Below are 25,271 nucleotides of genomic sequence, written 5' to 3'. Positions count from 1 at the left end.
GAGACGACCATGCCGGAAACCGACGTCCTGGTCGTCGGCGCGGGCCCGGCGGGCCTGCTGCTCGGCGCGGAACTGGCGCTGGCAGGCGTCCGCACGACGATCGCCGAACGCCACCCCGCGCGGCTGCCGTACTGCCGCGGCTTCAACCTCAACTCGCGGGCGCTGGACCTGCTGGCCCGCCGCGGCCTCGCCGAAGGTCTCGTCGCGGAGGGCCACCGGGTGCCGAACGCGCCCGCGACCGGCCTGCCGGGCCCGCTGCTGCTCGACGGCGCGGCGACCGATCACCCGTTCTCGCTGGGCATCCCGCAGACCCGGGTCGAGGAGGTCCTGGAGGCGCGCGCCCGCGAACTCGGCGCGGAAATCCTGCGCGGGCACGAACTGCGGTCGTTCACCCAGGACGACGACGGCGTGACGGCGTCCCTCCACAATGGACTCACCATCCGCGCGCGCTACCTCGCCGGCTGCGACGGCAGCCGCAGCACGGTCCGCAAGCAGGCGGGAATCGGCTTCCCGGGCATGGACGCGCGCTGGTACGCGCTGCTCGGCGACGTCGAATGCGACCTGCCGTACGGTCCGACGGCGGGTCCGGACGGCCGGACGGTGTTCGTCATCCCGCGGCCGGGATACGTGCGGATCGTCGTCCGGGAGGACGCGCCGCCGCCGGACAAGGACACGCCGGTGACGCTGGAGTTGTTGCAGGCGCAGGTGGACGCGGTGCTGGGACGGCACGTCGAGCTGCGCAATCCCCGCTGGCTGAGCCGTTTCGGCGACGCGGCCCGGCTGGCCTCGCGGTATCGCGAAGGCCGCGTCCTGCTGGCGGGCGACGCGGCCCACATCCACCCACCGGCGGGCGCGATCGGCGTGAACGTGGCCCTCGACGACGCGTTCAACCTGGGCTGGAAGCTCGCGGCGGCGGTCCGCGGAACGGCACCGGAGGGGTTGCTGGACACCTACCACGCCGAGCGGCACGCGGCGGGGGCGCGGATCCTGGCGAACACCCGCGCCCAGGTGGCGCTGGAGGAGGCGGACGCGGCGGAGCCATGGGCGGACCTGCTGCGCCGGGTGGCAACACACCCGGCGGGCAACCGGGTGCTGGCGGAGATCATCACGGGCCTGGACACGTGCTACGAGCCGGGCGAGCACCCGTGGCTGGGACGGCTGGCGCCCGATGTCCCTTTGACGGTCGATGGGAGACAGACGCACCTGGCGGCGTTGCTGCATGCCGGGCGGCCGGTGTTGCTGGATCTGAGCGGGTCGCTGGAGGGATGGCCGGCTGCGGTCCGGGCTTCGGGTCCGTCCGATTTGGACGTTGCGGCGGTGCTGCTGCGGCCGGACGGGCACGTGGCCTGGGTGGGCTTGCCCGGGGCCGGGGATGCCGGGCTGGCCGAGGCGATGCGGCGGTGGGCGGTTCCGGCGCCTGCCTGAGGGGCCTCGGCGGGTCTTGGCCTGCCCTGTCCGGGGCCGGTTCGCGCTCGCCGTCCGGCTGGGGACGGGATGTTGTGAACGACTCTTTCCTGTCGTCGGACGAGGTGAACGACTCGTTCATGACGTTCGGTGGGCGCCGCGAACCGGAGTCGCCGCAGCACCCGCCGCCCCCCGCGGGGTTCCGGCAAAGTCCCGTGGTGCCGCTGTACTGAAGGGCACCTTCCTTACCTGTGACGCAAGGAAGGTGCCCTTCAGCACACGTCCCAGCCCACCCGCCAGGTACCCGGATCGGCCAGGGTGACCGAGCCCGCCGCCGGTCCGCGGTCGTGAGTGAGAAACCGGGTTAGAACACTGTTTCTCACTCACGACAAGCCGCGGCAGACCACCCAGGGCGAGCGTGCACCCCCACGACATGAACGACTCGTTCATGACATCCGGCGCCGGTTTGTCCACAACCCAGTCCCCCTGTGGACAACCCCTCAGCTTGGCCGGTCCAGGACTGCGCGCTGCTCCACCCTCCCCTCCAGGGTGAACTTGCTGTGCGGCCTGAACCCCAGCTTCTCCACCACCCGCGCCGAGGCCGTGTTCGCCGGCTCGTACACCGCCAGGAGGCGGTCCGCCCAGCCTGACTCGAATGCCTTGTCCCGCACCGCCGAAGTCGCTTCGGTTGCGTAGCCCCGGCCCCAGCCCGATGGGGCTATCCACCAGCCCATCTCGACCGCCGGGGTGCCCAGGCCCGACTCGATCGCGTTGCGGCGGACCAACGACACCACTCCGTCGAACGAGCCCGGGGTCGCCGAGACCGCGAACCAGCCGAATCCGTGTTGCGCCCAGTGTTCCAGCGTTGCCCGGTGCTTGGCCTGCGTGTACGAACGGGTCCACGGCTCGCCCGTGCCCACGTAGCGGACCGTCTCGGGGAGCTGGGCCAGCTCGAACAGCCCGTCGAAGAACTCTTCGGACCACGCGTGCAGCGTGAGCCTTTCCGTGGTGATCAACACCGGCTTCAGCCTAGCCGAGCAGGACGCCGATTCCGTCGAGCTGGCGGCGCAGCCCGAACTCGAATGCCTCGTCGATGTCGATGTCCTCGACGCCGTCCATGATCTCGGCCAGTACCGGGTAGCGGCCGGAGGCGAGGTAGTCGTTCAGCAGCGCCATGTCCGCCGCCAGGCGCTGGTCGCCCGTTATGCCCGTGTCCTGCTCCGTCTGGACCTCGAACGCGTTGCTCACCGCCAGCCCGCCGACCCAGCCGTTGAGCGTCATCACCACCTGCATCCGCACGCGCCTCTTCAGGTCCGTGCCCGCCAGCGCGCGCAGCGACCAGTCGACCACCCGCAGCCCCGCCGCCACCACCGGCGGGCGGACCAGGGAGTTCAGCAGGATCGGCGCCAGCCACGGGTGACGGCGGTAGGCGCGCCACTGCCAGCGGGCCGCCAGCTCCAGGCGGGGCCGCCACGCTTCCGGCCCCGGTTCCGGCAGCGGCACCTCCCCGAGCGCCGCGTCGGCCATCAGCCGGAGCAGCTCGTCCTTGTCCGGCACGTGCCGGTACAACGCCATCGGCCCGACACCCAGCGCGGCCGCCAGCCGGCGCATCGACAGCGCCGCGATCCCTTCCGCGTCCGCGAGCGCGATGGCCGCGCGCACCAGGCCGTCGCGGCCCAGCGGCGGCCGGGCCGGAGTCCGGTCGGCGACGACCGTGCCGCTGCCCGGCACCGCCCGCACCCAGCCCTGCTCGGCCAGCACCGACAGCGCCCGCGCCGCCGTCGCCATCGCGACCCCCCACTCGCGGACCAGCGTGCGCGTGGACGGGACGCGCTCGCCCGGCCGCAGCTCGCCCGCCGCGATCCGGCGGCGCAGGTCCGCCGCGATCCGCAGGTACGGCGCCTGCTCCCCCATGGCCACCACCGTTCTAGAACACTTCACCCGGCCGCATAGAACACTTTCAGGGTACTTCCCCCATAAATCTCCGCAGCAGGCCGAAGTTCGCCCAGCCGAAATACGCTGCCGGTACAGCGTACGACGAACTGGGGGATCCCATGACCATGACCGAAGCCCGGCCCGCGACACCGCTGTGGCGCCGCCCGTGGATGTTCCCGCTGGGACTGCTGGTGGCGGCGTTCCTGGCGTTCTCGCTGCCGCCCTACCTCGGGCTGGACCCCGCGCGGTCGCGCATCCCGGCGCCCACCGGCTGGTACTACCCGGTGCTGGTCGCGCACATCGGGTTCGCGACCGTCGCGATGGTCACCTGCGCCCTGCAGATCTGGCCGTGGCTGCGGCAGAAACACCCGACCGTGCACCGCCGCACCGGACGTGTCTACGTGTTCGCCGGCGCGATCCCCGCCTCGGTTGCCGGGTTCGCCATCGCGCTCGCCGCGCCGTTCGGGCCGGTCGGTGCCGTGTCCAACGTCTTCCTCGCGGTGCTGTGGTTCGGCTGCACCGTGCAGGGGTTCCGGACGGCGCGGGCACGCCGGTTCGGCGAGCACCGGCGCTGGATGGTCCGCAGCTTCGCGCTCTGCATGTCCATCATCAGCAACCGGATCTGGGGCGTGGTCTGGGCGATCGTGCTGACGCCGCAGCTGGACACCACCTTCGGCGGCAGCGAAGCCGCGCTGGGCCAGGCGATCGCCGGGATCACCACGTGGACCGGCTGGGTGCTCCCGCTGCTGGTCGCCGAGTGGTGGCTCGGCCGGAGCCGGGGACGCCGCCGCGCGCCGTCCCCGGCCTGAGCCCTACAGCCCGGAAACCCGGCCCTTGTGCAGGTTCCGGACGATGTTGCGCGGGTTCTTCGCGACGTACTGCGCGGCGCCCGATTCGAAGACCAGGTACGCGTAGCCGCCCGACTCGGTGATGCCCTCGTTCATGCTCGGCGAGCGGTAGCACCGGGTCGAGGCCCGGTCGATGTCCCTGGCCCCGGCGTCGACGACGTAGATGTTGCCGCGGTTGTCGTTGCCGTAGGAGGTGCTGAACACGAAGCGCGAGCCGGTGACCAGCAGGCCCTGCGTCTTCGACGGCACCTCGTACGCCCCGGGCTGCGTGGTCAGCGAGCCGTCCGTGCCCACCTTGTAGCGGTACATCTTGTCGCGGCCGTTCTCGTTGAACCTGCCGGCGTAGAGATTGTCGCCGTAGCTGGTCAGGAACGACGCGCCGTAGACCTCGCGTGCCGCGCCGACCTGCCCGAGGTAGGGCGTGCCGGGCTTCTTCATGGCCGCCTTCAGCTCGGACAGCCGGTACTTGCGGATGGTGTTGCCCTCCCCCGCGACGAAGGCCCAGCCCTGGGTGATCGCGACGCCGCCGGCGTGCGTCGCCGCGATCGCGACCGTGCCGACGTGCTTGCCGGTCTTCGCGTCGATGCCGATCAGGTGGGCGTCGTGCCCGGCCCGGTAGGCGCCGACGACCAGCAGGTCGTTGCCGCCGTCCCAGCTGTACCAGGTGGCGATGCCCTGCGGGGTGTACGTGTCGAGTTCCGGCATCGCGGGCCCCTTCGCGAAGCGGCTGTCGTAGGCGTAGGACGCCGAGAGGCCCGAGTAGAACGAAGCGAGCTTCCCGCTCGACGCCGTCGAGCAGCTGATCGCCGCCGAAGCCGGTTCGGCGGCGACGGCGGTCGTCCCGAACGCGGCCGCGACGCCCGCCGCGACGGCCGTCGCCTTCATCTTCCAGGTGTGCATCGGGCTCCTTCGTCTCGGTTTGCCCGCCTTGGACTCCGGCGACGGCCACGGGGTTCCCGCTCAGCGGGGTAGCCCGTTCGGCCGATGGTCCAGACCAGATAAATGGTCTATACCAATGAGGGATCCCTCGACGTGGAGGTTCCCCATGCGTCTCCGTTCCCTGCTGACCGGACTGGCCGGGCTGGCCCTGCTGACCACGGCCATCGCCACTCCCGCGGGCGCCGCGCCCGGCTCGCCGATCCCCGTCGGTCCCTACGTCGACATGGGTGCCTGGCCGACGCCCAGCCTGTCGGCGATGTCCGCCGCGAGCGGCGTCAAGAGCTTCACGCTCGCCTTCGTCAACTCCTACGGCTGCAAGGCCAGCTGGTTCGGCGCCTACGACCCGCGCACCGCGTGGCAGAAGGAGGAAATCGCCAAGATCCGCAACGCGGGCGGCGACGTCAAGATCTCCTTCGGCGGCGCGTCCGGCATCGAGCTGGCCCAGGCGTGCAGCACGTCCGCGCAGGTCGCGGCCGAGTACGACGCCGTCGTCAAGGCGTACGGCCTCAAATACGCCGACTTCGACATCGAAGGCGCGGCCGTCGCCGATCCGGCGTCGATCGCCCGCCGGTCCCAGGCCCTCAAGACGCTCCAGGACAGCAACCCGGGCCTGAAGATCTCGCTGACCCTGCCGGTGCTGCCGACCGGGCTCACCGCCGACGGCCTCAACGTCGTCAAGGCCGCCAAGGACGCCGGGGTGAACCTCGACCTGGTCAACATCATGGCCATGGACTACTACCAGGGCGCCGGCGACCAGGGCGCGAAGGCGATCTCGGCGGCCAAGGCGACGCAGGCGCAGCTCAAGTCGCTGTTCGGGCTGGGCGACGCCGCGGCGTGGAAGAAGGTCGGCGTGACCCCGATGATCGGCGTCAACGACTCGCAGAACGAGATCTTCTACCAGAAGGACGCGAAGGCACTGGTCGCCTTCGCCAAGACCGTCCACCTGGGGATGCTGTCGTTCTGGGAACAGGGCCGCGACGCCAACGCGTGCACCGGCGCGCTCTACCGGTGCACCAACGTGCCGCAGGCGCCGTACGAGTTCGCGAAGATCTTCGCCGGCTACACCGGCTGAGTCACCACCGGGCGGCGTCCGCGAGCAGCGCGTCGCGCACCGCCGCGGGCCCCGCCCGGCACGGCTCCGCCCGGGTGACGGCGAACAGCGTGTTGATCGGCGGCTCCTCGGGCTCCAGCAGCGCCACCAGATCGCCCGAGGCCAGCTCGGCCGCGCAGAGGTAACGCGGGAGCACGCTGACGCCGAAGCCTGCGCGCACGCACGTCAGCACGCCGCGCAGGTCCGGGACGACGACCGCGGGCCCGGACGGCGGCCGCGTGCCCAGCACCGACCGCCAGTACCGGCGGATGATCGGCAGGTCCTCGGCGTAGGCCACCAGCGGCGCCGTGCGCGGGTCGCCGTCGAAGCCGCGCGGGCCGACCAGGACGAACTCCTCGTCGGTCAGCGGCGTCGCCGTCCAGCCGCGGCCGCGCGGGCGGACGGTGGAGACGACCAGGTCGAACCGCCGCCGCGCGAGCCCGGCGAGGAGGTCCTCGGCCAGGCCGAACGTCACGCGCAGCCGCAGTCCCGACGCGACCAGACCCGCGAGCGCGGGCAGCACCTTCGCCGTGGTCAGCTCGGCGGGCCCGGCCAGGTGCACCGGCGTGGCGAACGGGTCCACCTCGCCGAGCGCCACCGACGCCAGCGCGTCGACGTGCGGGGCGATCCGGGCCGCGAGTTCGTCGGCCGCCGAGGTCGGGGTGACCCCGCGGGCGCGGCGGACGAACAGCTGCCGCCCGAGCTGCTCTTCGAGGGCCCTGACCTGCGCGGTCACCGTCGGCTGGGACAGTCCCAGCGACGGCGCCGCGCCGGTCAGCGAACCCGCGCGGTGGACGGCCAGGAACGTCCGCAGCAGGTCGAGGTCCAGCTCAGTCCTCGACCAGCTCGATCGAGTCGACGACGTTCGGGTAGAACGCGACGTGGTCCTTGATCGGCGCCACGGCGTCGTACGGCTGCTCGTACGTCCAGACCGCGTTCTCCGCCTGCACGTCCCCCACCTTGAGGCTGTAGTAGCCGGCCTCACCCTTGTAGGGGCAGTACGTCTCGTGCCCGGTCCGCTCCAGCACCGCCGGATCGACGTCCGCCAGCGGGATGTACTGGACCGCCGGATACGTCGATTCCTGCAGGGTGAGTGCGTTGCGGCTGTCGGCGACGACGCGCCCGCCCGCCTTCACCACGACGCGGGCCTTGGTCGGCTCGACGGTGATCGGGTGGTCCGGGCCCGGCTGCAGCACCTGCTTGGCCATGTCAGCTCCCTGAGAGTCCTGTGTCCTGGGTGCAGCACGCCGGGCCCGGCCGTTATTCCGGGCTCAGGGCAGGTAGTACATCGGGTTCGGCAGCTTCACCGGACGCAGCGCGTAGCCGCCTTCGAGGTCGCTGAACTGGTCACCGAGGTTGAGCACGATCTTCGCGCCGGTCGCCTCGATGTGCGCCCGCGTGCCCGACTTGTACTGGACGGTGTTGCAGGTCAGCCCGCACGGCAGGTAGTCCGGCGCGGTGGTCTTCGGCTTGAAGAACGCCCCCGCCGGCGCCGGGTAGCCCTCGTTGGCCAGGTTCTTGAGCGACTGCGGGCCCTGGAACTCGTTACGGCCGGTCAGGAAGTACACCTTCACGCCACGCTGCGCGGCCCAGTTGGCCAGCTCCAGCACCGGCTTGTTCGCCACGAACGTGCCGTTGTCGATGGCCTGCTGCTGCTTGACCGGGTCGAAGCCGAAGTCGTTGTCGGCCTCCCAGCCGTAGGTGACCTCGGAGGTGTCGTCGACGTCGAGCACGATCGCCGGGTTGGTGACCCGGCCGAGCTGCTGCTGCAGGTAGCGCTTCGCGTCGGAGACGATGCGGCTGGTGTCCTTCACGAACTGGCTCGTGTCGGAGTAGTGGTGCTTGCCCGCGGCGTCGAGGTAGTCGCCGTAGTAGGCCTTGACGTCGAGCTTGACCCGGCCGATGTTGGCCGGCTCCTTCGAGCGGGCAGCGGTCGCGTCGTCGGACCCGGCGAACGCGGTGGCCCCCGACGCGACCGTGGCGCCGATGGCCGCGGCGGCGGCGAGCTTGACGAGACCTGACCATTTTCCGGACACAGCGACCCTCCAGGGGAACTCGGCAACTCGCCGAAAGTACGCGCTATCGGCCCGGGATTCCACCCGTCGAAGGGAGGCGTTCCGCACGGCACACGAACGCGAACGGTGCGCGTCCGATCCGGGTGAGCACCACGGACACTTCGGCCGCACCCCGCGGTTTCAGCCTGCGGCGCAGGGCATCGGGGTCGACGTCGAGGCCGCGGACCAGGATTTCCAGCCGTCCTGCGTCGTGTCGCTTGAGGACGGTCTTCAGCGCCTTTTCGCTGTACGGCCCGTGTTCCAGGACACGGAACGCGCGGACACCCGGCGGCGGGGTGTCACCGGTCAGGTACGCGATGCGTTCGTCCAGCTGCCACAGTCCATGCCGGGCCGCGTAGTGGCGGACCAGCCCGGCCCGGACCACCGCGCCGTCGGGGTCGACGATCCACTCCCCCGGCTCCCGTGCGGGCAGTTCGTCCGGTTCCGCGTCGGTGATCGTCCACTGTGTCCCGTCGGCGCGCAGCACGGTGGCCCGCCGGGTGACGCCGGTGCCCAGGCCCCGCCAGAGGCAGGACTCGCGGACCTGGCCGTCGAGGGAGACCAGCTCGACCTCGTCGGCCCACGGCACGAGCGCGAAGTCCAGGCCGGGCGCGCACTTGACCGCCAGCGGCCGCCCCGGGTACGCCTCGACCAGGCCGTCCAGCGGCGGCGCGAAGTCCGCGGGTTTCCACGCCCGACGCCCGGCGGAGTCGCGGCGGGCCGGATCGGCGACCACGACGGCGTCCCGGCTGACCGGGCGCAGCGCGTCGGCCCGCGCGAGTCCGAACGCGACACCGGCGGTTTCGCCGTTGTGCCGGGCCATCTCCAGCCGCACCGGGTCCACATCGGACCCCAGCGCGCGCCGCGCCACCCTGGCGATCTCGACGAGGTCCGCACCGACCGAGCACGTGACGTCGTGGACGTCGAGCCCGGCCAGCCGGGACGCGCGATGCCGCGCCACGATCGACGCACTCGCCTGCTGAAGCGCGTCCGAAGTGAACAGCCAGTCCACACCGGACACCTTGCCGGCGGCTTTCCGGCGCAGCAGCACGGTTTCCAGCACCGCGGCCGCGTGCTCCTCGCCCGCCAGGCGGCGCACCTGCGCCACGGACGCGATCCGGTCGGTCAGCGGCAGCGCCGAGACCTCGGCGAGCGCCGCCTTCCCCGCGTCCGAGCGCAGGTAGGCGACGTCGCCGAGGCTGAACGAGTAACCCAACTCAGGACGGCCGTTTGGTCCCGGTGATCATCACGTTGTAGAACAGCTCGCGCGGCAGCACCTTGGCCAGCACCTTCTTGTCCACAGCGGACAGCCGCAGCCACAGGTGGTAGGCGAACATCCGCCAGCGCACGGTCAGCTTCTCCGCGGGCACGGCGGCCTCGAACGTCCGGATCGGCCACCCGGCCAGTGCCGCGGCGAACTCCTCGGTGACCGCGCGGACGTCCTGGGCGCCGGCCCCGCGGGCCATCGACTCCAGCTCCGACGGGTCGAAGGTGTGGATGTCGACCACGGCCTCCAGCGCGGCGGCCCGCGACGATTCGTCCAGTTCGGACTGCGGTCGCCGCCAGCCGCGCAGGGCGGGCAGCTTCGTCAGGTTCGTCGTCAGGTACCAGGTGAGCTGGCCGAGCTTGCGGGCGTAGAAGTCGCCCACCTTCGTCGGCTCGCCGGCGAAGACGAACCGGCCACCCGGCTTGAGCACGCGCAGCACCTCGCGGAACGCCGCCTGGACGTCCGGGATGTGGTGCAGCACCGCGTGCCCGACCACGAGGTCGAACGTGTTGTCCTCGTACGGGATGCGCTCGGCGTCGGCGACCCGGCCGTCGACGTCGAGGCCGAGCTTCTCGGCGTTGCGCAGCGCGACCTGCACCATGCCGGGCGAGAGGTCGGTGACCGAGCCCTTCTTGGCGACCCCGCCCTGCATCAGGTTGAGCAGGAAGAAACCGGTGCCGCTGCCCAGTTCCATCGCGTGCTGGTAGGGCTGGCCGTCCTCGCCCGCGACGGCGTTGAAGACGTCGGTGGCGTAGGAGATGCAGCGCTCGTCGTAGGAGATGGACCACTTCTCGTCGTAGGTCCCGGCTTCCCAGTCGTGGTAGAGCACGTTCGCCAGCTTGGGGTCGGCGTAGGCGGCCTGGACCTCTTCGGCGGTGGCGTGCGGGTTGGGCGCCGGGTCGTTCACGTCAGTCACGGCGTCATTTCCCTTCGAAGGTGGCCTTGCCGGGCCCGTTTTCGATGAACGACTGCATGCCGTTCTTCTGGTCTTCGGTCGCCCAGAGGGCGGCGAACAGGTGCGATTCGAGCCTGAGCGCGTTCGGCAGGTCCATGTCCAGACCGCCGTCGATGGCCGCCTTCGCCGCACGCAGCGCCACGGCCGGGCCGTTGGCGAACTGCGCCGCCCACTTGTGCGCCGCCGCGTAGACGTCGTCCGGGGCGACGACCTGGTCGACGATCCCGAGCTGCAGTGCCTCTTCGGCCTTGACGAACCGTCCGGTGTAGACGATGTCCTTGGTCTTGCTCGGCCCGATCAGCCGGGCCAGGCGCTGGGTGCCGCCCGCGCCGGGGATGACACCGAGCTGGATCTCGGGCTGGCCGACCTTGACGTTGTCGCCCGCGACCCGCCAGTCCGCGGTCAGCGCCAGCTCGAGGCCGCCGCCGAGGGCGTAGCCGGTGATGGCCGCGACGACCGGCTTCGGGATGTTCGCGATGGCCGCGAGGGCGCCGGTGAGGTTCGCGCCGAACTTCGCGATCTCCGGGTAGGTGCGGGTGGCCATCTCCTTGATGTCCGCGCCGCCGGCGAAGGTCTTCTCGCCGCCGTAGAGGATCACCGCGCGGACGTCGTCGCGCTCGGTGGCTTCCTTGGCCAGCTCGGCCAGTTCCGCGGTGACCTGGGCGTTCAGGGCGTTGACCGGCGGCCGGTCGAGCCGGATGGTGCCGACTCCGTCCTTGACCTCCAGGGTTACGAACTCTCCCACGCCCATCCTCCTCGTTGACGATCTGCCAGCACGCTACCGGCCGGTAAGCGTCAGCTTAGCGACGGCGGGCGAAGAAGCGATCCCCGGAACGCTCCAGCACGAGGTCCTGGTCGAACGTCTTCGACAGGTTTTCGCTGGTGATGACGTCGTCGACGAGCCCGGAGACGACCGCGTGGCCGTCGCGCAGCAGCAGCGCGTGGGTGAATCCCGGCGGGATCTCCTCGACGTGGTGGGTGACCAGCACGAGTGCCGGCGCCTCGGGGTCGAGCGCGAGGCCGGACAGGCGCGCGACCAGGTCCTCGCGGCCGCCCAGGTCGAGGCCCGCGGCCGGCTCGTCGAGCAGCAGCAGCTCGGGGTCGGTCATCAGCGACCGGGCGATCAGCGCCCGCTTGCGCTCGCCCTCGGACAGCGTGCCGAACGTGCGCTCGGCGAGGTGCCCGATGCCCATCGCGTCGAGCAGCTCGGCCGCGCGGGCGGTGTCGAGGGTGTCGTACTCCTCACGCCACCGGCCCAGGACGGCGTACCCGGCGCTGACCACGACGTCCTTGACCAGCTCGTCGCCAGGGACGCGCTGGGCGATCGCGGCGGAGGTGAACCCGATGCGCGGGCGCAGGTCGAAGATGTTGACCCGGCCGATGCGCTCGCCGAGCAGGTCGACCTCGCCGGTGGTCGGGTGCAGCTCGGCCGCGGCAAGGCGCAGCAGGGTGGTCTTGCCCGCGCCGTTCGGCCCGAGCACCACCCAGCGCTCGTCGAGTTCCACGGTCCAGTCGAGGCCGGCGAGGAGGTCACTGGTCCCCCGGCGGACGCCGACACCGGCCATCCGGACCACGAGGTCGTCAAGTTCGCTGGGCTGGATCGGCTCGCTCACGGGGCCCATTCTGTCTGCCCTCGCGCGCGCGTGCGCACCCGCCCGGGTGAGATGGTGAACACGCAGGTCGCGGCCGTTCCACGAGCTGGAACGCCGCGCTCCCCGGCGGCGCGTTGTGGCACGATCCGGGACATGTCCGCCGACGCGCCCGTGCCCCCGGTGACCCGGGGCTCGTTCTGGCGCCGTCGCGCGATCGACCTGCTCCTCGTCGCTTCGGCCGGGTGTACCCGGGCGCGGCTCCGCTGAGTTCCCTCGCGTCCTGCGTGTGACGCGTGCGGTGCCGCGCTGCCCCGGCGTCCGATTCCTTCCGCGTCCGAGGAGTACCGCGTTGACCACGTCACTCGTCCGCCCGCCCATCGAGACCCACCCGCAGCTGACCGACCCGCTGCTGCCCGAGCTGCTGCACCCCTCGCGGCTGCTGTGGACACCGCGGCAGCTGGCGGACCTGACCACCACCGTCGTCACCGAACTGACCACGAGCCTGCGCGAGGTCCTGCGGTTCGACGAGGACCACCGCTGGTGGGCCCGCCTGGCCCTGACCGACGGCGTCGAGCTGTGGCTGCTGTCCTGGCTGCCCGGCCAGCACACGAAGCCGCACGACCACGGCGGCGCGTCCGGTTCGTTCACGGTGCTGCAGGGCGAGCTGGGCGAGGAGTACCGCTACCCGGGCGGCCCGATCCGCCGCCGCACGCACACGGCGGGCGAGGGAATCGGCTTCGGCGCGGGCCGCGCCCACCAGGTGACGGGCCTCGGCGACCAGCCGGCAGCGAGCGTCCACGCGTACTCGCCCCCGCTGGTGGCGACGCGGGAGTACGCGTCGCTGGCCGACGTGCCCCCGGAGATCCCGCCGCTGCCCGCTATCGTCCGCTCATGAGTGCTGTGGATTCCCTGCTGGCCACGGCGCGGTCTTCGCTGGACCGGGTCACCCCGGCACGGGCCCGCGAGCTGCAGGAGGCGGGGGCGCTGCTGGTCGACATCCGGCCTCGGGCGAACCGCGAGGCCGAGGGCGAGATCCCGGGCTCGGTGGTGGTGGAGCGAATCCACCTGGAGTGGCGCCTGTCCCCGGACAGCGAGTGGCGGCTGCCGTCGGTGACCGCGGACTCGACGGTGGTGGTGCTGTGCAACGAGGGGTACGCGTCGAGCCTGGCCGCGGCGGACTTGCAGAGGCTGGGGCTGCGGGGGGCCACGGATCTTGTGGGCGGGTTCCGCGCCTGGGCGGCGGCTGGGCTTCCCGTTGTCGAGGGTGGGAGCCCGGCGGTTCCGTAGACGGCCCCGAAAATCCCCCGCCACTCCCAGGGGGGCGTCCCCAGGCCCATTCTATCGGCGAGGTCGGCCAAACCCGGACGGAACGGCTGACTTGAGCCTGGTTGTCCACATTCCAGCCGGACTGTGGACAACCAGGCTCAAGCGCCCCCCGTGGGGTTTCCTCGGTAGAGATGGTCGGCATACCCCGAAGCCGGGCCGATGAATGCCCGACCAAGTGGGCTACCGCGGCTGCGTCCGGATGGGCTGAAAGGCGCTTTCGTCTCGTCGGGTGCAGTGAAAGGGACTTTCCTCGCATCAGACGCCAGGAACGTCCCTTTCAGCACAGGTTCTGACGTACCGAACCTCCGGCCGCGGGTGGCCCGCCCTTGAGAAAACCCCGTTTGGGGCGTTCGTCACGCCAGCGCCGGAGCCACCTGCTTGGCGAAGAGGTCGATGCCCGACCGGTCGTACGCCGCTTCCGGGAAGTTGAAGATCGCGTACGACATGCCCAGCTCGCCCATTGCCGCGAGCTTCTCCGTCACCTGCTCGGGCGTGCCCGTGGCCGGGCTGTTCGCGAAGTTGTTGTACCAGCCCTCCGATGCTTCGCCCGGGGCGTACTTCTGGAGGTGGGCCTTGAGCCAGGCCAGTTTGTCCTGGACGTCCTTTTCCGTCTCGCCCAGCACGATGTTGTGGTTGGCCGAGCGGACGATCGCGTCGTAGTCCGTGCCGACGTCCTTGCAGTGTGCCGCGAGGATCTCCGACTTGCGCTTGAACGTCTCGGGGTCGGCCGCGAAGTTCGTGTACTGCGCGAACTGGGCCGCGATGCGGAGCGTCTTCTTCTCGCCGCCGCCCGCGATCCACAGCGGGAGGCCTCCCTGCTGCGGGGGCAGCGGGCGGAGGATCGCGCCGTCCGTCTTGTAGTGCTTGCCGTCCAGTGTGGACTTTCCGGTGGTCCAGAGGTCACGCATGATGCGGACGCCCTCATCGAGCTGGCCGAGCCGGTCGCCCGCGGTCGGGAAGCCGTAGCCGTAGGCGCGCCACTCGTGCTCGTACCAGCCCGCGCCGATGCCCATCTCGACGCGGCCGCCGGAGATGATGTCGGCCGTTGCCGCGACCTTGGCCAGGTACGCCGGGTTGCGGTAGCCCATGCAGGTGCACATCTGGCCGAGCCGGACCGTCTCCGTCGCGGCCGCGAACGCCGAGATCAGCGACCACGCCTCGTGCGTGGCCTCCTCCGTCGGCACCGGGACGGTGTGGAAGTGGTCGTAGACCCAGATCGATTCGAACGGGCCGGCCTCCGCGTGCTTCGCGAGGCCGAGCATGGTCTTCCAGTGCTCCGCGGGGTCGATGCCGGCGAGGTCGAGCCGCCAGCCTTGCGGGACGAACATTCCGAAGCGCATGCCTACAACTTAGCCGTGCGAAGGATCCCGCGCTGCCGTTTTCCGGCCCGCTGTCATCAAAACCTCATGAACCGGACGCGACGATGGCGCCGACGGACCGACACGAGGGGAAGGGCGGGAACACATGTTCGGCCACCGCAACGAGAAGCGCCTGATCCACACCGCGGGCCTCCTGCTCGCCGTCCTGGCACTGGCCGGGTGCGGCAGCGCGGAACCACCGACCCCCGCGAAGCCGAGCCCGGCGACCGTTTCCGCGGCCACGCCGGTGCAGACCCGCCCGTACGACCTGTTCCAGCTGTACCGGCACCGCCTGCCCGTGACGGCGGGCACGGCCTGCCGGGCGGACCCGGCGCCGAGCGACCCCGCCTGCGGGGAGGAACTCCAGGCCATCCGCCGGAACGTCGAGGACTTCCGGGCCGCGCTGGCGAAGGCGTTCCCCGGCAAGGACTTCCCGAAGATCCGGGAGTCCGCGGACCAGCTGACGCGGTATGTCGACCTGCTGACGAAGATGAACTGCTACGGCCTGAACGGGCCGGGCAAGAAGCCCGGCAAGAACGAGGGCGACCTGTGCGGCACCTTCGGCAAGCTGGCGCTGCTCGGCTGGCTCAGCTTCGAGACCACGGTGGAGGAGTCCTGACCGCGGTCAGGCCAGCACCACGCGCGCCAGTTCCGCCGGGGTCGCCAGCAGGCCGTGCTTCGGCAGCACGCGGACCGTGTACCCGATCGCCCCCGGGCGTGGCAGCTTCACCCGGGCCGCGAACGCGCCGATGCCGTCGCCGGTCATCGGGACCGTGACCGTGTCGCGCAGCTCGTCGTCGTCGCCGACGCGGCCGACCACCGCCTGGATGTCCACTTCGGACGGATCCAGCCCGGCCAGGTCGATGCGGGCGCGGATCGTCACCTCCGTGCCGACCACCAGCCGCTCGCTCGTCTCCACCAGCAGCTCCGAGTCGAAGATCCGCACGCGCGGCCACGACACCTCCAGCTTGGTGCGGTAGTCCGCCAGCGACAGCGCCCCGCGGTAACCGTCGCCCGTGGCCGCCGCGACCATGCGGGCGGCCGGGAGGTAGCCGTTGTCCACGTACTCGCGGACCATGCGGGACGCCTGGACCCGCGGGCCCAGCGTCTCCAGCGTGTGCCACACCATCGACAGCCAGCCCGTCGGGACGCCGTCGGGCGAGCGGTCGTAGAACAGCGGGGCGATCTGCTGGCCGAGCAGCTCGTACAGCGCCGCCGCCTCCAGGTCGTCGCGGCGCAGCGGGTCGGTGACGCCGTCCGCGGTCGGGATCGCCCAGCCGTTGCTGCCGTCGTAGCACTCGTCCCACCAGCCGTCGCGGATCGACAGGTTGAGCCCGCCGTTCAGCGCCGACTTCATCCCCGACGTCCCGCACGCCTCCAGCGGCCGCACCGGGTTGTTCAGCCACACGTCGCAGCCGCGGTACAGGTAGCGGGCCATCGACATGTCGTAGTCCGGCAGGAACACGATCCGGTGCCGGACGTCCGCGCCGTCGACGAACCGGACGATCTGCTGGATCAGCTGCTTGCCGTTCTCGTCGGCCGGGTGCGACTTGCCCGCGACGACGACCTGGATCGGCCGCTGTTCGTGCAGCAGCAGGGCACGCAGCCGCTCGGGATCGCGCAGCATCAGCGTCAGCCGCTTGTACGTCGGGACACGGCGGGCGAACCCGACGGTCAGCACGTCCGGGTCGAAGACCGAGTCGACCCAGCCCAGCTCCAGCGGCGACGCGCCGCGCTGCAGCCAGGCCGCGCGCACCCGGCGCCGCACCTCGTGCACCAGCTTCTCGCGCAGCTCGCGCCGCAGTTCCCACAGCTGCGCGTCCGTGACGCCGTCGCGCAACGAGCCCTCGCCGACGTCGAGGCCCCACTCGCGGCCCAGCAGCGTGCTCAGCTCGCGCGCCACCCACGTCGGGCCGTGGACGCCGTTGGTCACCGACGAGATCGGCACCTCGTCGTGGTCGAAACCGGGCCACAGCCGGGAGAACATCTTCCGCGTGACGCGCCCGTGCAGCTGCGAGACGCCGTTCGCGCGCTGCGCCAGCCGCAGGCCCATGTGCGCCATGTTGAACAACCCCGGGTTGTCCTCGGCGCCCAGCGCGATCACCCGCCGCGGGTCGATGTCGGGCACCAGCCGGCCGTCGGCGAAGTAGCGCTGCACCAGGTCCACCGGGAACCGGTCGATGCCCGCGCTGACCGGCGTGTGCGTGGTGAACAGCGTCCCGGCGCGGACCGCGGGCATCGCCTCGTCGAAGGCGAGGCCGTCCGCCTGGACGATCTCGCGGGCGCGTTCGAGGCCGAGGAACCCCGCGTGTCCCTCGTTCGTGTGAAACACCAGGGGCTGCGGGTGGCCGGTCAGCTCGCAGTACTTGCGGACCGCGCGGAACCCGCCGATGCCTGCCAGGATCTCCTGCCGAAGCCGGTGGTCGGCGTCGCCGCCGTAGAGCCGGTCGGTGACCCCCCGCAGGTCCTCGTCGTTGGCCTCGGTGTCGGTGTCGAGCAGCAGCAGCGGCACCCGCCCGACGCGGGCCTGCCAGATCTGCGCGCACAGCTCGCGCCCGCCCGGCATCGCGACGCCGATCAGCACCGGCCGCCCGCCCGCGGTCAGCAGCTCCAGGGGGAAGGCGTTCGGGTCGATCACCGGGTAGTGCTCGACCTGCCAGCCGTCGAGCGACAGCGACTGCCGGAAGTAGCCGTTGCGGTAGAGCAGCCCGACGCCGACCATCGGCACGCCCAGGTCGGACGCGGCCTTGAGGTGGTCGCCCGCCAGCACGCCGAGGCCGCCGGAGTAGTTCGGCAGGGCTTCGGTGACGCCGAACTCCATCGAGAAGTAGGCGACCGCGGGCGGCAGGTCGGGGTCCTCGCGGCGCTGGTACCAGCGCGGCTCGGTCAGGTACCGCTCCAGGTCCCCGGCCGCGGCGCGGGTGCGCGCGAGGAAGTCCTCGTCGACGGCGAGCTCGTCCAGGCGCGCCGGCGGCAGCGCGGTCAGCATCCGCAGCGGGTCGCGCACGGCGTTGAACAGCTCGGCGTCCATCGACGCGAACAGGTCGCGCGTCGGCGGGTGCCAGGTCCAGCGCAGGTTGGTGGCCAGCGCGCCGAGCCCGGACAGCGGCTCCGGCAGGCTGGCACGGACGGTGAACCGGCGGACTGCACGCATGGGAAGCGACGATATCGGGCCGCGGCCGGGCCTGCGCAGGGAGTAGTTCCGGGATAACGTGCACGCTCCGCGTATGCCCTGGGTATGGTCCTGCCCGTCGGGTACGGGTGGGCACGAGAGCGAGTGGACACATGATTTCAGGGGGACGGCGGCGCGCGCTGATCGCGTTGCTGGCCGTGGCGGCCGTGACCGCGAGTGGCTGCGGCGGGAAGGGCGGCTCGGGCAGCGGGCCGGTCCCGGACAACGGCGCCGGATCGGTCGCCGGGCTGCCGGTGACGCACTTCGAGAGCGGCCTCAAGCCGGACGCGCCGTCGCCGGGCCTCGACGTCCGCAACGCCGGCGGCGGCGAGGACGACAAGCTCGCCACCGCCGCGATCGCCGACGTCCAGACGTACTGGGGCGAGATGCTCCCGGCGAACTTCGGGCAGCAGTTCGAGCCGGTGAAGTCGCTGCTGTCCTACGACGCGCAGACCGACACCGAGGAAACCGGCTGCGGCAGCGTGAAGAAGCTCGTGAACGCGTTCTACTGCCCGGTCGACGACTCGGTGGCGTGGGACCGCGGCGTGCTGCTGCCGATGCTGCGCCAGCGGTTCGGGCCGATGTCGGTGGTCGTCGTGCTGGCGCACGAGTTCGGCCACGCCGTCCAGTACCGGCTCGGCGACAAGGCGGGGATCGCCAAGAACACCCCCACCGTGGTGAAGGAGCAGCAGGCCGACTGCTTCGCCGGCGGCTACTTCCGCTGGGTCGCCGAGGACAAGAGCAAGTTCTACCGGGTGTCGACGTCCGAGGGCCTCAACCAGGTGATGGCGTCGATGTTCCTCATCCGCGACCAGGCGGGCACCAGCGCCGCCGACCGCGGCGCGCACGGCACGGCGTTCGACCGCACCTACGCGTTCCAGGCCGGGTTCGAGAAGGGCCCGAAGGAGTGCGCGGCGATGAACACCGAGAACGTCAAGGCGCGGCTCACCGAGCGTCCCTTCGACAAGGGCGACAAGGGCAAGGGCGACGCGAAGTTCAACGCGCAGACCGTCGCGCTGCTGAAGAAGAGCCTCGACGAGGCGTTCAAGGGCGCCGGGGTGGCCGCGCCGGAGATCACCGACAGCGGCAGCTGCAGCACGACGCCGCCGGCGTCCTACTGCCCGGACAACAACACGGTCAGCATCGACATGGCGAAGCTCACCCAGCTGGCCCAGCCGATCGACCGCGAGGCCGAGATGAAGGGCGAGGAGTCGACCGCGCTGGGCGACTTCGCGGCGTTCTCGGAGGTCGCTTCGCGGTACGCGCTGGGCATCCAGAAGGGCGTCGGCGCGTCGATCGACAACGCCAACGCGGGTCTGCGCACGGCCTGCCTGGTCGGCGCGTGGGCGGCGTTCACCAACCGGCCGGGCGAGCTGCGGCTGTCGGCGGGTGACCTCGACGAGGCCATCGCCGACCTGCTGCTGCCGGAAAGCCTCGTGTCGGCCGACGTCACCGGGAAGCGCCCGGACAGCGGTTTCGACCGCGTCGAGGCGCTGCGGAAGGGCTACCTCGAAGGCTCGTCGGTCTGCTCGAAGCAGTACGCCTGAGCAAAAGCCTCTGAAGGCCACCATCAGGGCATCCGGTGCCGTGATGGTGGCCTTCAGAGCATTCCGGGGTCTTTCAGAAGAGGGCGCTCGCCAGGTCGCGGCGGGCCTTCATGACGCGCTCGTCGGCCGGGTCGAAGAGGTCGAACAGGGCCACCAGGTGCTCGCGGACCCGGTTGCGGTCCTCCCCCGCCGTCCGGCGGACGGTGTCGATCAGGCGCTTGAAGCCCGCCTCCACCTCGTTGGCCGCGATCTCCAGGTCGGCCGCGTCGAGCTGGGCGGCGATGTCGGACGGGTCGGCGTCGGCCTTCTCGCGGGCCTGCGGGTCCGCGTTCTCCGCGCGGGCGGTGAACTTGACCTGGGCCAGCGCGTTCTTCGCCAGTTCGTTGGCCGGCTCGACGTCGAGGATGCGCTCGTAGGCGGCCTGCGCGGCGGCGAAGTCGCCCCGCTCGAAGGCCTCCTCCGCCTCGGTGAAGCGCGGGTCCTCCGGCTCCTCGGCCGCGCCGCCGCCGTTGGCCTCCGCCTCGCGGATCGACGGCAGCTTGTCGCGCAGGGCGTCGATCAGCGCGTTGATCCACTTGCGGATCTCCGGCTCGGGCAGTGCGCCGGAGAAGGCGTCGACCGGCTGGCCGCCGGCGATGGCGACGATCGTCGGGATGGACTGGGCGCCGAACAGCTGCGCGATCCGAGGGTTGGCGTCGACGTCGACCTTCGCGACGACCCACGCGCCGCCCGACTCGGCGGCCATCCGCTCCAGCACCGGGGACAGCTGCTTGCACGGGCCGCACCACTCGGCCCAGAGGTCGACGATCACCAGCTGGCGCAGGGACCGTTCGACGACCTCGGCCTGGAAGGTGGCCTCGGTGACATCGATCACGGCATCGCCCGAGGCGGGCCGCGGCGGCCCGTCGCCGCCACCGGCCGGGCCGGCGGGCGGGGCAGGCTGCTTGCGCGCCGCTTCGGCGCGGGCCTTGAGCGCGGACAGGTCGACCGCGCCGGACAGGGCGGCGGACAGGGCCGCTGACTTCGCTGCAGATCCGCGTGGTTGGCTCACGCTTCCATCCTGGCACGCGCGCCACACCGTTTCACCGGGTGCCCGGTGGGTCCGCTTGGCAGGACGGCACGGCTGGGGCAGGCCCGCCCGGGCGCACAGCGGACGAGACGCCAAGCCCGGTGCCCGGCGGGTCCGCTTGGCCGGACGGCACGCCCGGGTGCGCACGCGCGCCACACCGTTTCACCGGGTGCCCGGTGGGTCCGCTTGGCAGGACGGCACGGCTGGGGCAGGCTCGGCCGGGTGCACATCCGGCGAGACGTGAAGGTGGGCCTGTCGGTCGTGGCGGCCGTCGCCTGGATCGGTGCGGTGACCCTGCTGATCGTCCACGAACCGGATCCGGGCGCGGCCTCGCCCGCCGAGCTGCGCGACCGGCTGGCCGCCGCCCTCGGCACCCACGATCCGGACGCCTTCGCCGGGCTCGTGGACTACCCCGGGTCCGGCGGCGACGACTTCGCCAAGGACTACGTCTCGGTGCTGGCCGACCGGGGTGTCCACGACGTGCGCGTCGAGCTGGGCCCGGACGCGGCCGCGCCGACCCGCGCGACGGTGGCGGGCACCCTCGGCGACGGCAGGCCGTTCAGCTACCCGCTGCGGGTGACGAGCGAAGAAGGCCGCTGGACGATCGCCTTCACCCCGCCGCTGCCCTGACCGGAGCGCCCCAAGGCCACATTCGGTGCGTTGAGCGCACCGAAGGCCACATTGGGGCGCTTGGGGACTCAGGAGTCGCGCAGGTGCGCTTCCACCCGGTCCACCTTGGCTTCCAGCTGGCCGGTGAAGCCGGGCCGGATGTCCGCTTTCAGGACCAGGCCGACGCGGGCCGCGCCCTCGCCCGCCGCCTCGACCGCGCGCTTGACGACGTCCATCACTTCGTCCCACTCGCCGTCTACGTTTGCGATATGGGTAATTGAGCCCTGCCCCGCAGACCTCGACTTGGAGCGACTCCCGTCGCACCGAGGAGGTCTAGGTTGCCCAGCCGCTACTCCCTGCCCGCCGCCCCGCCGAACACGGGCTCACTGTACGTCCGCTTGTCGGTCGCCGCCGACGACTCGAACCTGTCCAAGGACGGCATGGTCGAGGACTGCGTCCGACTCTGCGAAGCTGAGGGCATCACCGTCGTCGCCGTCCACGTGGACGATGGCATCTCCGGCGCCGTCCGCGACCGCCCCGAGTTCACCGAGTGGCTTAACGACGCCCGCGAGTGCCGAGCGGACACGCTCGTCACATGGCACGTCGACCGGCTTACCCGCGAGGGCATCAACGCCGCCGCCCTGATCCTCGATGCGGTCGAGGGTAAAGACCCCGTGACCGGGAGGGCCGTCCGCGCGGAGGCCCGCCTCCTCGACACTAAGGGCCTCGACTCGGCCGGGGACGAGACCACGTTCCGCTTCCGCTTCGTCATCGGTGCTGAGCTGGCGCGCGGTGAGCGGGTCGCATGATCGACCGCTCCAAGGCCCGCCACCGCCGGTCGCGCGAGGCCGGCCGCTGGTCGGGCGGGGTCATCCCGTATGGCTTCCGCCCCGTCAAGGCCGCTGACGGGAAGGGCCTGGTCCTCGAACAGCACCCCGAGGAGGCACGCGCCGTACGGGAAGCCGCCGACCGCATCCTCTGCGGTGCGAGCTGGGGCGCCGTCACGCGCTGGCTCAACTCCGCCGAGGGTCACCCGCCGCGCAAGGCGAAGGCGTGGTCGACGACTACCGTGCGCAAGATCCTGACCGGCGGCCCGCAGGCGGGCTACCTCGTCAAGACCGTCAACGGCAAGAAGCGGCCGGTAGTCGACGCCAACGGCGACGTCGTCCGGGTACCTGCCATCCTCACGCCGGATGAATCCGCGACCATCCGGGCGATGGTCGACGAGGCCGCCGAGCTTCGCCTCCAGGGGCGGGGCCGGTCGTTCAGCGGCCACCTGACCGGCGGCCGTCGCTCGAACCGCTGGCTCTCCGGCGTCGCGACGTGCGCCTCATGCGGGCGCCTCCTGGCCTTCTCCCAGACGCACAACGGCGGACGAGGAATGTACTTCTGCCGCCACAACGCCGACGGCGGATGCCCGCAACCCCCGTACGTCGCGTCTGCGCGCCTGGACGCCCACGTCGAGGCCGAGTTCCTCCGCATGTTCGGGGATCAGCCGGAGTACGTGAAGCGTCGCGAAGTGAGCGGCGCGGCCGAGATCGCCGCGGCCGAGGAGGCCGTCACTGCGGCTATCGGCGCGCTGTCGGAGGCCGCAACGCCGGAGGCGTTCAAGGCCCTTCAAGACGCTCAGGCTCGCCGGGAGGCGGCGGTCAACGCTCCGCGAGTGATGCACGAACGAGTGATCGAGACCGGCCGCACGATGCGTGAGGTCTGGGAGTCAACGAGGGAGAACCCGGAGGCCCGCCAGGACCTCCTCCGGGCGAACTTCGCCGCGATCATCGTCCGCAGATCGGCGCCGGATAACCACGGCTCGAAGGCATGGGACCCGCGCCGCGTCGTCATGGTTGCCAACGCTCCGGTCGTCGTCGGCCACACCGAGCACATCTACCGCCACGGTGCCGTAGTCGTTGACCCTGAGCTGGAACACGCCGCGTGAGCAGGCGGGGCGTTTTGCGCAGATCTCGGAGATATGACCGGACTCGCAAAACGCCTCGCCCAGACCTGTTTCAACGCCGCCGACCGCCTCCTGGACCTCGGCCTCCGCACCTTCGAGACCACGGGCTCGATGACCGTGTGGGACTTGGTCGTCGTCCGGGTGGCGTACTGGCTCCTGGTCCTCGGCAACACCGTCGAGCGGGTGGCCGGGTGAGCCTTCAGGAACTCGTCGGCTCCATCGCCGACCCGGTCGAGCGCGAGCACGCCGCCAGCGTGTTCCGGCACGCGGTGGCTCGCCGGCTCCGCGCGGCCGAGGCGGCCAGCGGCCCGCGGATCATCCGGGCCGCGAAGCGGTGCCCGTCGTGCCGGACGGAGAAGCTGGTCGCCGAGTTCGGCCGCAACGGCGCCCGGCCGGATGGGCTGCAATCCGTCTGCCGGGCCTGTCGATGACCGAAGCCCCGTCCCTTCACGGGGACGGGGCTTTCGTGCATGTTGAGAGACGGCGAGTTCTGCGTTCAAAAGCGGACTTTCTCGGAGCATGTGAGAAGGACCACATCGGTGATTTTGATGCGGCCAGATCTTGGGGCGACGCCCTCGCTGCACCCATTTTCCCAGGTCAGAGACGTCCTCAATGCCCTAAAGGTAACGTTACCTTAGCTCGGCGACGGCCGGACAGGAAGTGGTTCACACAGGTGGTATGTTGCCTGATCATGGGCTTCTGTTGCCCTCGTAGACCAGGCACCATCAGTTGCATGGCCTCGTCACTCGTCCCGGCTCCGCCGCCGGAACCGCCACGTAATTCGTCCAAAGTGGACGAGATCATCCACGCTCTTGTTAAGGAGATCGGCCCGTGGCGGCTCCTCGTCGCCGCGCTCGCCGTGTTCTTCGCCGTGCTGGCAACCCTCGTCGGACTCGCCGCGATCGTGAGCCCGTATCTCGCGGCAGCCGGGGCCTTTGGCGCCGTTCTCACCGGTCTTGCTGCACTCGTCCGCGCCTGGAGGAGCCGCACCTGAGTCACCGCGTTCGCCGATCTCCCAGGTAGAGAGCCCGGACCCTCTGGGTCCGCCGACGCGAGCCCGTGGGGGCGCCGCGGACCGGTCCGGAAGCTCTGCGGTCGGCAGTGCGAATACCCCCGTAGCCCTCCGCCGCCCCGCCGAGAGCGCTCCTCCGCCTGCTATCCGGAGTCGAAGCGCCCGGCGGGGCCTTTCTCTTCTCTTTGGTCCTAGGGCGTGTCTGACAATGCTTTGGTCCAGGCGATCACGGCGTGCAGGACGACCGCTGACCGGTAGACGATGGCGAGCTTGTCGTAGCGAGTGGCCAGGCCACGCCATTGTTTGAGCAGGTTGAACCGGCGTTCGACGACGTTGCGGCCGCAGTAGTCCACCGCGTCGAAGGCGGGTGGACGGCCGCCGCGGGAACCGCGACGTTTGCGGTGCCCGGCCTGATCAGCAGGCTCGGGGATCACCGCGGTGATGCCGCGGGCGCGCAGATGTCCGCGGATGGCGCGCGAGGAATAGGCCTTATCACCGCGGACACGGTCGGGCCGGGTCCGCGCCCGACCGCCTCCAAGGCGAGGGACCTGCAGATGCCGCATCAGGTGCGGGAACATCGGCGCGTCCCCGGCCTGCCCAGGCCCGACCAGAGTGACCAGCGGGCGGCCGTTCCCGTCGACGAGATGGTGCACCTTGGTGCTCCACCCGCCGCGAGAACGGCCGATCGCATGATCAGGCGGCTCGGTCAGCAGATCCGTGTAGTTCGACCCAGCCCCCTGTGGGACGGGTGATGTTGGTGGCGTGCTGATGCGCCCGGGCGATCGTGGAATCCACCGACACCGACCAATCAACCAGGCCGGCCGCGTCTGCTTCGGTGAGCAGGCGTTGCAGCACGGTGTCCCAGGTGCCGTCACCGGCCATCCGGCGATGCCAGGTCCAGATCGTCTGCCACGGACCGAACACCGCGGGCACGTCCCGCCACGGAATCCCGCACCGATACCGGTAGATGATCCCTTCGACCATCGCCCGCGCATCCGAGAAGGGCCTGCCTCGCTTACCGGTGCGGACCGGCAGCAGGTCCTGGATCAAGGCCCACTGACCGTCCGAGAGCAACTGAAACCGCGACACGACCAGCAGCATCCCAGCAACCCACCGAGACGTTTGTCAGACACGCCCTAG

29 protein-coding genes and 1 pseudogene are annotated in these 25,271 nt (G+C 71.1%); 14 read left to right on the top strand and 16 right to left on the bottom strand.

Annotated elements, in window-relative coordinates; translation table 11 throughout:
* The first annotated feature begins 9 nt into the window (after positions 1-9).
* Together ABJI51_RS04655 and ABJI51_RS04650 are read left to right on the top strand one after the other, a co-directional pair.
* Positions 10-1,425: an FAD-dependent monooxygenase gene (locus ABJI51_RS04655; protein ID WP_348947699.1), complete on the top strand. Its 1,416-nt coding sequence runs from the start codon at positions 10-12 to the stop codon at positions 1,423-1,425.
* Positions 1,426-1,499: 74 nt separating this feature from the next.
* Positions 1,500-1,637 carry a hypothetical protein gene (locus ABJI51_RS04650; protein ID WP_348947698.1) on the top strand — a complete coding sequence of 46 codons (138 nt, stop codon included), beginning with the start codon at positions 1,500-1,502 and terminating at the stop codon, positions 1,635-1,637.
* 267 nt (positions 1,638-1,904) lie between these two features.
* On the opposite strand, the gene ABJI51_RS04645 is transcribed toward ABJI51_RS04650, so the two are convergent.
* Both ABJI51_RS04645 and ABJI51_RS04640 read right to left on the bottom strand, forming a co-directional pair.
* On the bottom strand, positions 1,905-2,423 hold the full coding sequence (locus ABJI51_RS04645; RefSeq protein ID WP_348947697.1) for a GNAT family N-acetyltransferase: 519 nt from the start codon (positions 2,421-2,423) through the stop codon (positions 1,905-1,907).
* 10 nt (positions 2,424-2,433) lie between these two features.
* Entirely contained in the window at positions 2,434-3,318 is an 885-nt protein-coding gene (locus ABJI51_RS04640; protein WP_348947696.1) for a TetR/AcrR family transcriptional regulator C-terminal domain-containing protein, read from the bottom strand.
* 140 nt (positions 3,319-3,458) lie between these two features.
* Between ABJI51_RS04640 and ABJI51_RS04635 the strand changes: the two genes are divergently transcribed.
* A complete protein-coding gene (locus ABJI51_RS04635) occupies positions 3,459-4,148 on the top strand; it encodes a DUF2306 domain-containing protein (RefSeq protein ID WP_348947695.1) in 690 nt (229 codons plus the stop codon).
* A gap of 3 nt (positions 4,149-4,151) precedes the next feature.
* On the opposite strand, the gene ABJI51_RS04630 is transcribed toward ABJI51_RS04635, so the two are convergent.
* The gene (locus ABJI51_RS04630) at positions 4,152-5,087 is read right to left on the bottom strand and encodes a hypothetical protein (protein ID WP_348947694.1); all 936 of its coding nucleotides are present in this window, start codon (positions 5,085-5,087) and stop codon (positions 4,152-4,154) included.
* Between the two features lie 145 nt (positions 5,088-5,232).
* Between ABJI51_RS04630 and ABJI51_RS04625 the strand changes: the two genes are divergently transcribed.
* Positions 5,233-6,198 (top strand): chitinase, encoded by a 966-nt coding sequence (locus ABJI51_RS04625; RefSeq protein ID WP_348947693.1) that lies wholly within the window; start codon positions 5,233-5,235, stop codon positions 6,196-6,198.
* 1 nt (position 6,199) lies between these two features.
* Here the strand turns inward: ABJI51_RS04625 and ABJI51_RS04620 are convergent, their stop codons facing one another.
* From ABJI51_RS04620 to ABJI51_RS04590, 7 genes are all read right to left on the bottom strand, one after another.
* The gene (locus tag ABJI51_RS04620) at positions 6,200-7,030 is read right to left on the bottom strand and encodes a LysR family transcriptional regulator (RefSeq protein ID WP_348948676.1); all 831 of its coding nucleotides are present in this window, start codon (positions 7,028-7,030) and stop codon (positions 6,200-6,202) included.
* A 16-nt stretch (positions 7,031-7,046) separates the two neighbouring features.
* Entirely contained in the window at positions 7,047-7,424 is a 378-nt protein-coding gene (locus ABJI51_RS04615) for a DUF427 domain-containing protein (protein WP_348947692.1), read from the bottom strand.
* A 63-nt stretch (positions 7,425-7,487) separates the two neighbouring features.
* Positions 7,488-8,252 carry an HAD family acid phosphatase gene (locus tag ABJI51_RS04610; RefSeq protein ID WP_348947691.1) on the bottom strand — a complete coding sequence of 255 codons (765 nt, stop codon included), beginning with the start codon at positions 8,250-8,252 and terminating at the stop codon, positions 7,488-7,490.
* A 43-nt stretch (positions 8,253-8,295) separates the two neighbouring features.
* The gene (locus tag ABJI51_RS04605) at positions 8,296-9,486 is read right to left on the bottom strand and encodes a class I SAM-dependent methyltransferase (RefSeq protein ID WP_348947690.1); all 1,191 of its coding nucleotides are present in this window, start codon (positions 9,484-9,486) and stop codon (positions 8,296-8,298) included.
* 1 nt (position 9,487) lies between these two features.
* On the bottom strand, positions 9,488-10,453 hold the full coding sequence (locus ABJI51_RS04600; RefSeq protein ID WP_348947689.1) for a class I SAM-dependent methyltransferase: 966 nt from the start codon (positions 10,451-10,453) through the stop codon (positions 9,488-9,490).
* Positions 10,454-10,457: 4 nt separating this feature from the next.
* Positions 10,458-11,237, bottom strand: coding sequence for an enoyl-CoA hydratase/isomerase family protein (locus tag ABJI51_RS04595; protein ID WP_348947688.1), 780 nt, complete (start codon positions 11,235-11,237; stop codon positions 10,458-10,460).
* A gap of 55 nt (positions 11,238-11,292) precedes the next feature.
* A complete protein-coding gene (locus ABJI51_RS04590; RefSeq protein WP_348947687.1) occupies positions 11,293-12,114 on the bottom strand; it encodes an ABC transporter ATP-binding protein in 822 nt (273 codons plus the stop codon).
* A 319-nt stretch (positions 12,115-12,433) separates the two neighbouring features.
* Here ABJI51_RS04590 and ABJI51_RS04585 point away from each other — a divergent pair, with 319 nt between their 5' ends.
* Both ABJI51_RS04585 and ABJI51_RS04580 read left to right on the top strand, forming a co-directional pair.
* The gene (locus ABJI51_RS04585; protein ID WP_348947686.1) at positions 12,434-12,979 is read left to right on the top strand and encodes a cysteine dioxygenase; all 546 of its coding nucleotides are present in this window, start codon (positions 12,434-12,436) and stop codon (positions 12,977-12,979) included.
* Positions 12,976-13,371 carry a rhodanese-like domain-containing protein gene (locus ABJI51_RS04580; RefSeq protein WP_348947685.1) on the top strand — a complete coding sequence of 132 codons (396 nt, stop codon included), beginning with the start codon at positions 12,976-12,978 and terminating at the stop codon, positions 13,369-13,371. The genes ABJI51_RS04585 and ABJI51_RS04580 overlap by 4 nt, the downstream gene beginning before the upstream one ends.
* A 392-nt stretch (positions 13,372-13,763) precedes the next feature.
* Here ABJI51_RS04580 and ABJI51_RS04575 read toward each other — a convergent pair whose 3' ends face one another.
* Positions 13,764-14,750 (bottom strand): LLM class F420-dependent oxidoreductase, encoded by a 987-nt coding sequence (locus ABJI51_RS04575; protein WP_348947684.1) that lies wholly within the window; start codon positions 14,748-14,750, stop codon positions 13,764-13,766.
* 124 nt (positions 14,751-14,874) lie between these two features.
* Between ABJI51_RS04575 and ABJI51_RS04570 the strand changes: the two genes are divergently transcribed.
* Entirely contained in the window at positions 14,875-15,387 is a 513-nt protein-coding gene (locus tag ABJI51_RS04570; RefSeq protein ID WP_348947683.1) for a hypothetical protein, read from the top strand.
* A gap of 6 nt (positions 15,388-15,393) precedes the next feature.
* Here ABJI51_RS04570 and glgP read toward each other — a convergent pair whose 3' ends face one another.
* Positions 15,394-17,922 (bottom strand): alpha-glucan family phosphorylase, encoded by a 2,529-nt coding sequence (glgP, locus tag ABJI51_RS04565; RefSeq protein ID WP_348947682.1) that lies wholly within the window; start codon positions 17,920-17,922, stop codon positions 15,394-15,396.
* A gap of 131 nt (positions 17,923-18,053) precedes the next feature.
* Here glgP and ABJI51_RS04560 point away from each other — a divergent pair, with 131 nt between their 5' ends.
* Positions 18,054-19,487 (top strand): neutral zinc metallopeptidase, encoded by a 1,434-nt coding sequence (locus ABJI51_RS04560; protein WP_348947681.1) that lies wholly within the window; start codon positions 18,054-18,056, stop codon positions 19,485-19,487.
* 73 nt (positions 19,488-19,560) lie between these two features.
* On the opposite strand, the gene ABJI51_RS04555 is transcribed toward ABJI51_RS04560, so the two are convergent.
* Entirely contained in the window at positions 19,561-20,538 is a 978-nt protein-coding gene (locus ABJI51_RS04555; protein ID WP_348947680.1) for a tetratricopeptide repeat protein, read from the bottom strand.
* Between the two features lie 204 nt (positions 20,539-20,742).
* Here ABJI51_RS04555 and ABJI51_RS04550 point away from each other — a divergent pair, with 204 nt between their 5' ends.
* A complete protein-coding gene (locus ABJI51_RS04550) occupies positions 20,743-21,186 on the top strand; it encodes a Cif family virulence factor (RefSeq protein WP_431605570.1) in 444 nt (147 codons plus the stop codon).
* A gap of 68 nt (positions 21,187-21,254) precedes the next feature.
* Here the strand turns inward: ABJI51_RS04550 and ABJI51_RS04545 are convergent.
* Positions 21,255-21,428: pseudogene (locus ABJI51_RS04545) on the bottom strand (thiamine-binding protein); the annotation flags it as partial.
* 75 nt (positions 21,429-21,503) lie between these two features.
* Between ABJI51_RS04545 and ABJI51_RS04540 the strand changes: the two are divergent.
* The 5 genes from ABJI51_RS04540 to ABJI51_RS04520 all read left to right on the top strand — a co-directional run bounded on the left by ABJI51_RS04540 (position 21,504) and on the right by ABJI51_RS04520 (position 24,113).
* Entirely contained in the window at positions 21,504-21,974 is a 471-nt protein-coding gene (locus ABJI51_RS04540) for a recombinase family protein (protein WP_348947679.1), read from the top strand.
* Positions 21,971-23,101 carry a recombinase family protein gene (locus tag ABJI51_RS04535; protein ID WP_348947678.1) on the top strand — a complete coding sequence of 377 codons (1,131 nt, stop codon included), beginning with the start codon at positions 21,971-21,973 and terminating at the stop codon, positions 23,099-23,101. Before ABJI51_RS04540 ends, ABJI51_RS04535 begins: the two co-directional genes overlap by 4 nt.
* A 33-nt stretch (positions 23,102-23,134) precedes the next feature.
* Complete coding sequence (locus ABJI51_RS04530) at positions 23,135-23,314, top strand: hypothetical protein (RefSeq protein ID WP_348947677.1); 180 nt, start codon at positions 23,135-23,137, stop codon at positions 23,312-23,314.
* Positions 23,311-23,550 (top strand): hypothetical protein, encoded by a 240-nt coding sequence (locus ABJI51_RS04525; RefSeq protein WP_348947676.1) that lies wholly within the window; start codon positions 23,311-23,313, stop codon positions 23,548-23,550. Before ABJI51_RS04530 ends, ABJI51_RS04525 begins: the two co-directional genes overlap by 4 nt.
* A 359-nt stretch (positions 23,551-23,909) precedes the next feature.
* On the top strand, positions 23,910-24,113 hold the full coding sequence (locus tag ABJI51_RS04520; protein WP_348947675.1) for a hypothetical protein: 204 nt from the start codon (positions 23,910-23,912) through the stop codon (positions 24,111-24,113).
* A gap of 209 nt (positions 24,114-24,322) precedes the next feature.
* Here the strand turns inward: ABJI51_RS04520 and ABJI51_RS43530 are convergent, their stop codons facing one another.
* A complete protein-coding gene (locus tag ABJI51_RS43530; RefSeq protein WP_431605569.1) occupies positions 24,323-24,784 on the bottom strand; it encodes a transposase in 462 nt (153 codons plus the stop codon).
* 40 nt (positions 24,785-24,824) lie between these two features.
* Complete coding sequence (locus tag ABJI51_RS43525; RefSeq protein WP_431605568.1) at positions 24,825-25,232, bottom strand: transposase; 408 nt, start codon at positions 25,230-25,232, stop codon at positions 24,825-24,827.
* Between the last annotated feature and the right edge of the window lie 39 nt (positions 25,233-25,271).

It is taken from the genome of Amycolatopsis melonis (assembly GCF_040064235.1).
Taxonomy (GTDB): Bacteria; Actinomycetota; Actinomycetes; order Mycobacteriales; family Pseudonocardiaceae; genus Amycolatopsis; species Amycolatopsis melonis.
This window is presented reverse-complemented; position numbering and strand designations above follow the sequence as displayed.

Bases quoted from the DNA above. Each gene is read 5' to 3' on its own strand.
- ABJI51_RS04590 (WP_348947687.1), bottom strand. From the start codon at position 12,114: ATGGGCCCCGTGAGCGAGCCGATCCAGCCCAGCGAACTTGACGACCTC.
- ABJI51_RS04625 (WP_348947693.1), top strand. From the start codon at position 5,233: ATGCGTCTCCGTTCCCTGCTGACCGGACTGGCCGGGCTGGCCCTGCTG.
- ABJI51_RS04535 (WP_348947678.1), top strand. From the start codon at position 21,971: ATGATCGACCGCTCCAAGGCCCGCCACCGCCGGTCGCGCGAGGCCGGC.
- glgP (WP_348947682.1), bottom strand. From the start codon at position 17,922: ATGCGTGCAGTCCGCCGGTTCACCGTCCGTGCCAGCCTGCCGGAGCCG.
- ABJI51_RS04575 (WP_348947684.1), bottom strand. From the start codon at position 14,750: ATGCGCTTCGGAATGTTCGTCCCGCAAGGCTGGCGGCTCGACCTCGCC.
- ABJI51_RS04530 (WP_348947677.1), top strand. From the start codon at position 23,135: ATGACCGGACTCGCAAAACGCCTCGCCCAGACCTGTTTCAACGCCGCC.
- ABJI51_RS04615 (WP_348947692.1), bottom strand. From the start codon at position 7,424: ATGGCCAAGCAGGTGCTGCAGCCGGGCCCGGACCACCCGATCACCGTC.
- ABJI51_RS04580 (WP_348947685.1), top strand. From the start codon at position 12,976: ATGAGTGCTGTGGATTCCCTGCTGGCCACGGCGCGGTCTTCGCTGGAC.
- ABJI51_RS04630 (WP_348947694.1), bottom strand. From the start codon at position 5,087: ATGCACACCTGGAAGATGAAGGCGACGGCCGTCGCGGCGGGCGTCGCG.
- ABJI51_RS04640 (WP_348947696.1), bottom strand. From the start codon at position 3,318: ATGGGGGAGCAGGCGCCGTACCTGCGGATCGCGGCGGACCTGCGCCGC.
- ABJI51_RS04635 (WP_348947695.1), top strand. From the start codon at position 3,459: ATGACCATGACCGAAGCCCGGCCCGCGACACCGCTGTGGCGCCGCCCG.
- ABJI51_RS04655 (WP_348947699.1), top strand. From the start codon at position 10: ATGCCGGAAACCGACGTCCTGGTCGTCGGCGCGGGCCCGGCGGGCCTG.
- ABJI51_RS04570 (WP_348947683.1), top strand. From the start codon at position 14,875: ATGTTCGGCCACCGCAACGAGAAGCGCCTGATCCACACCGCGGGCCTC.
- ABJI51_RS43525 (WP_431605568.1), bottom strand. From the start codon at position 25,232: ATGCTGCTGGTCGTGTCGCGGTTTCAGTTGCTCTCGGACGGTCAGTGG.
- ABJI51_RS04560 (WP_348947681.1), top strand. From the start codon at position 18,054: ATGATTTCAGGGGGACGGCGGCGCGCGCTGATCGCGTTGCTGGCCGTG.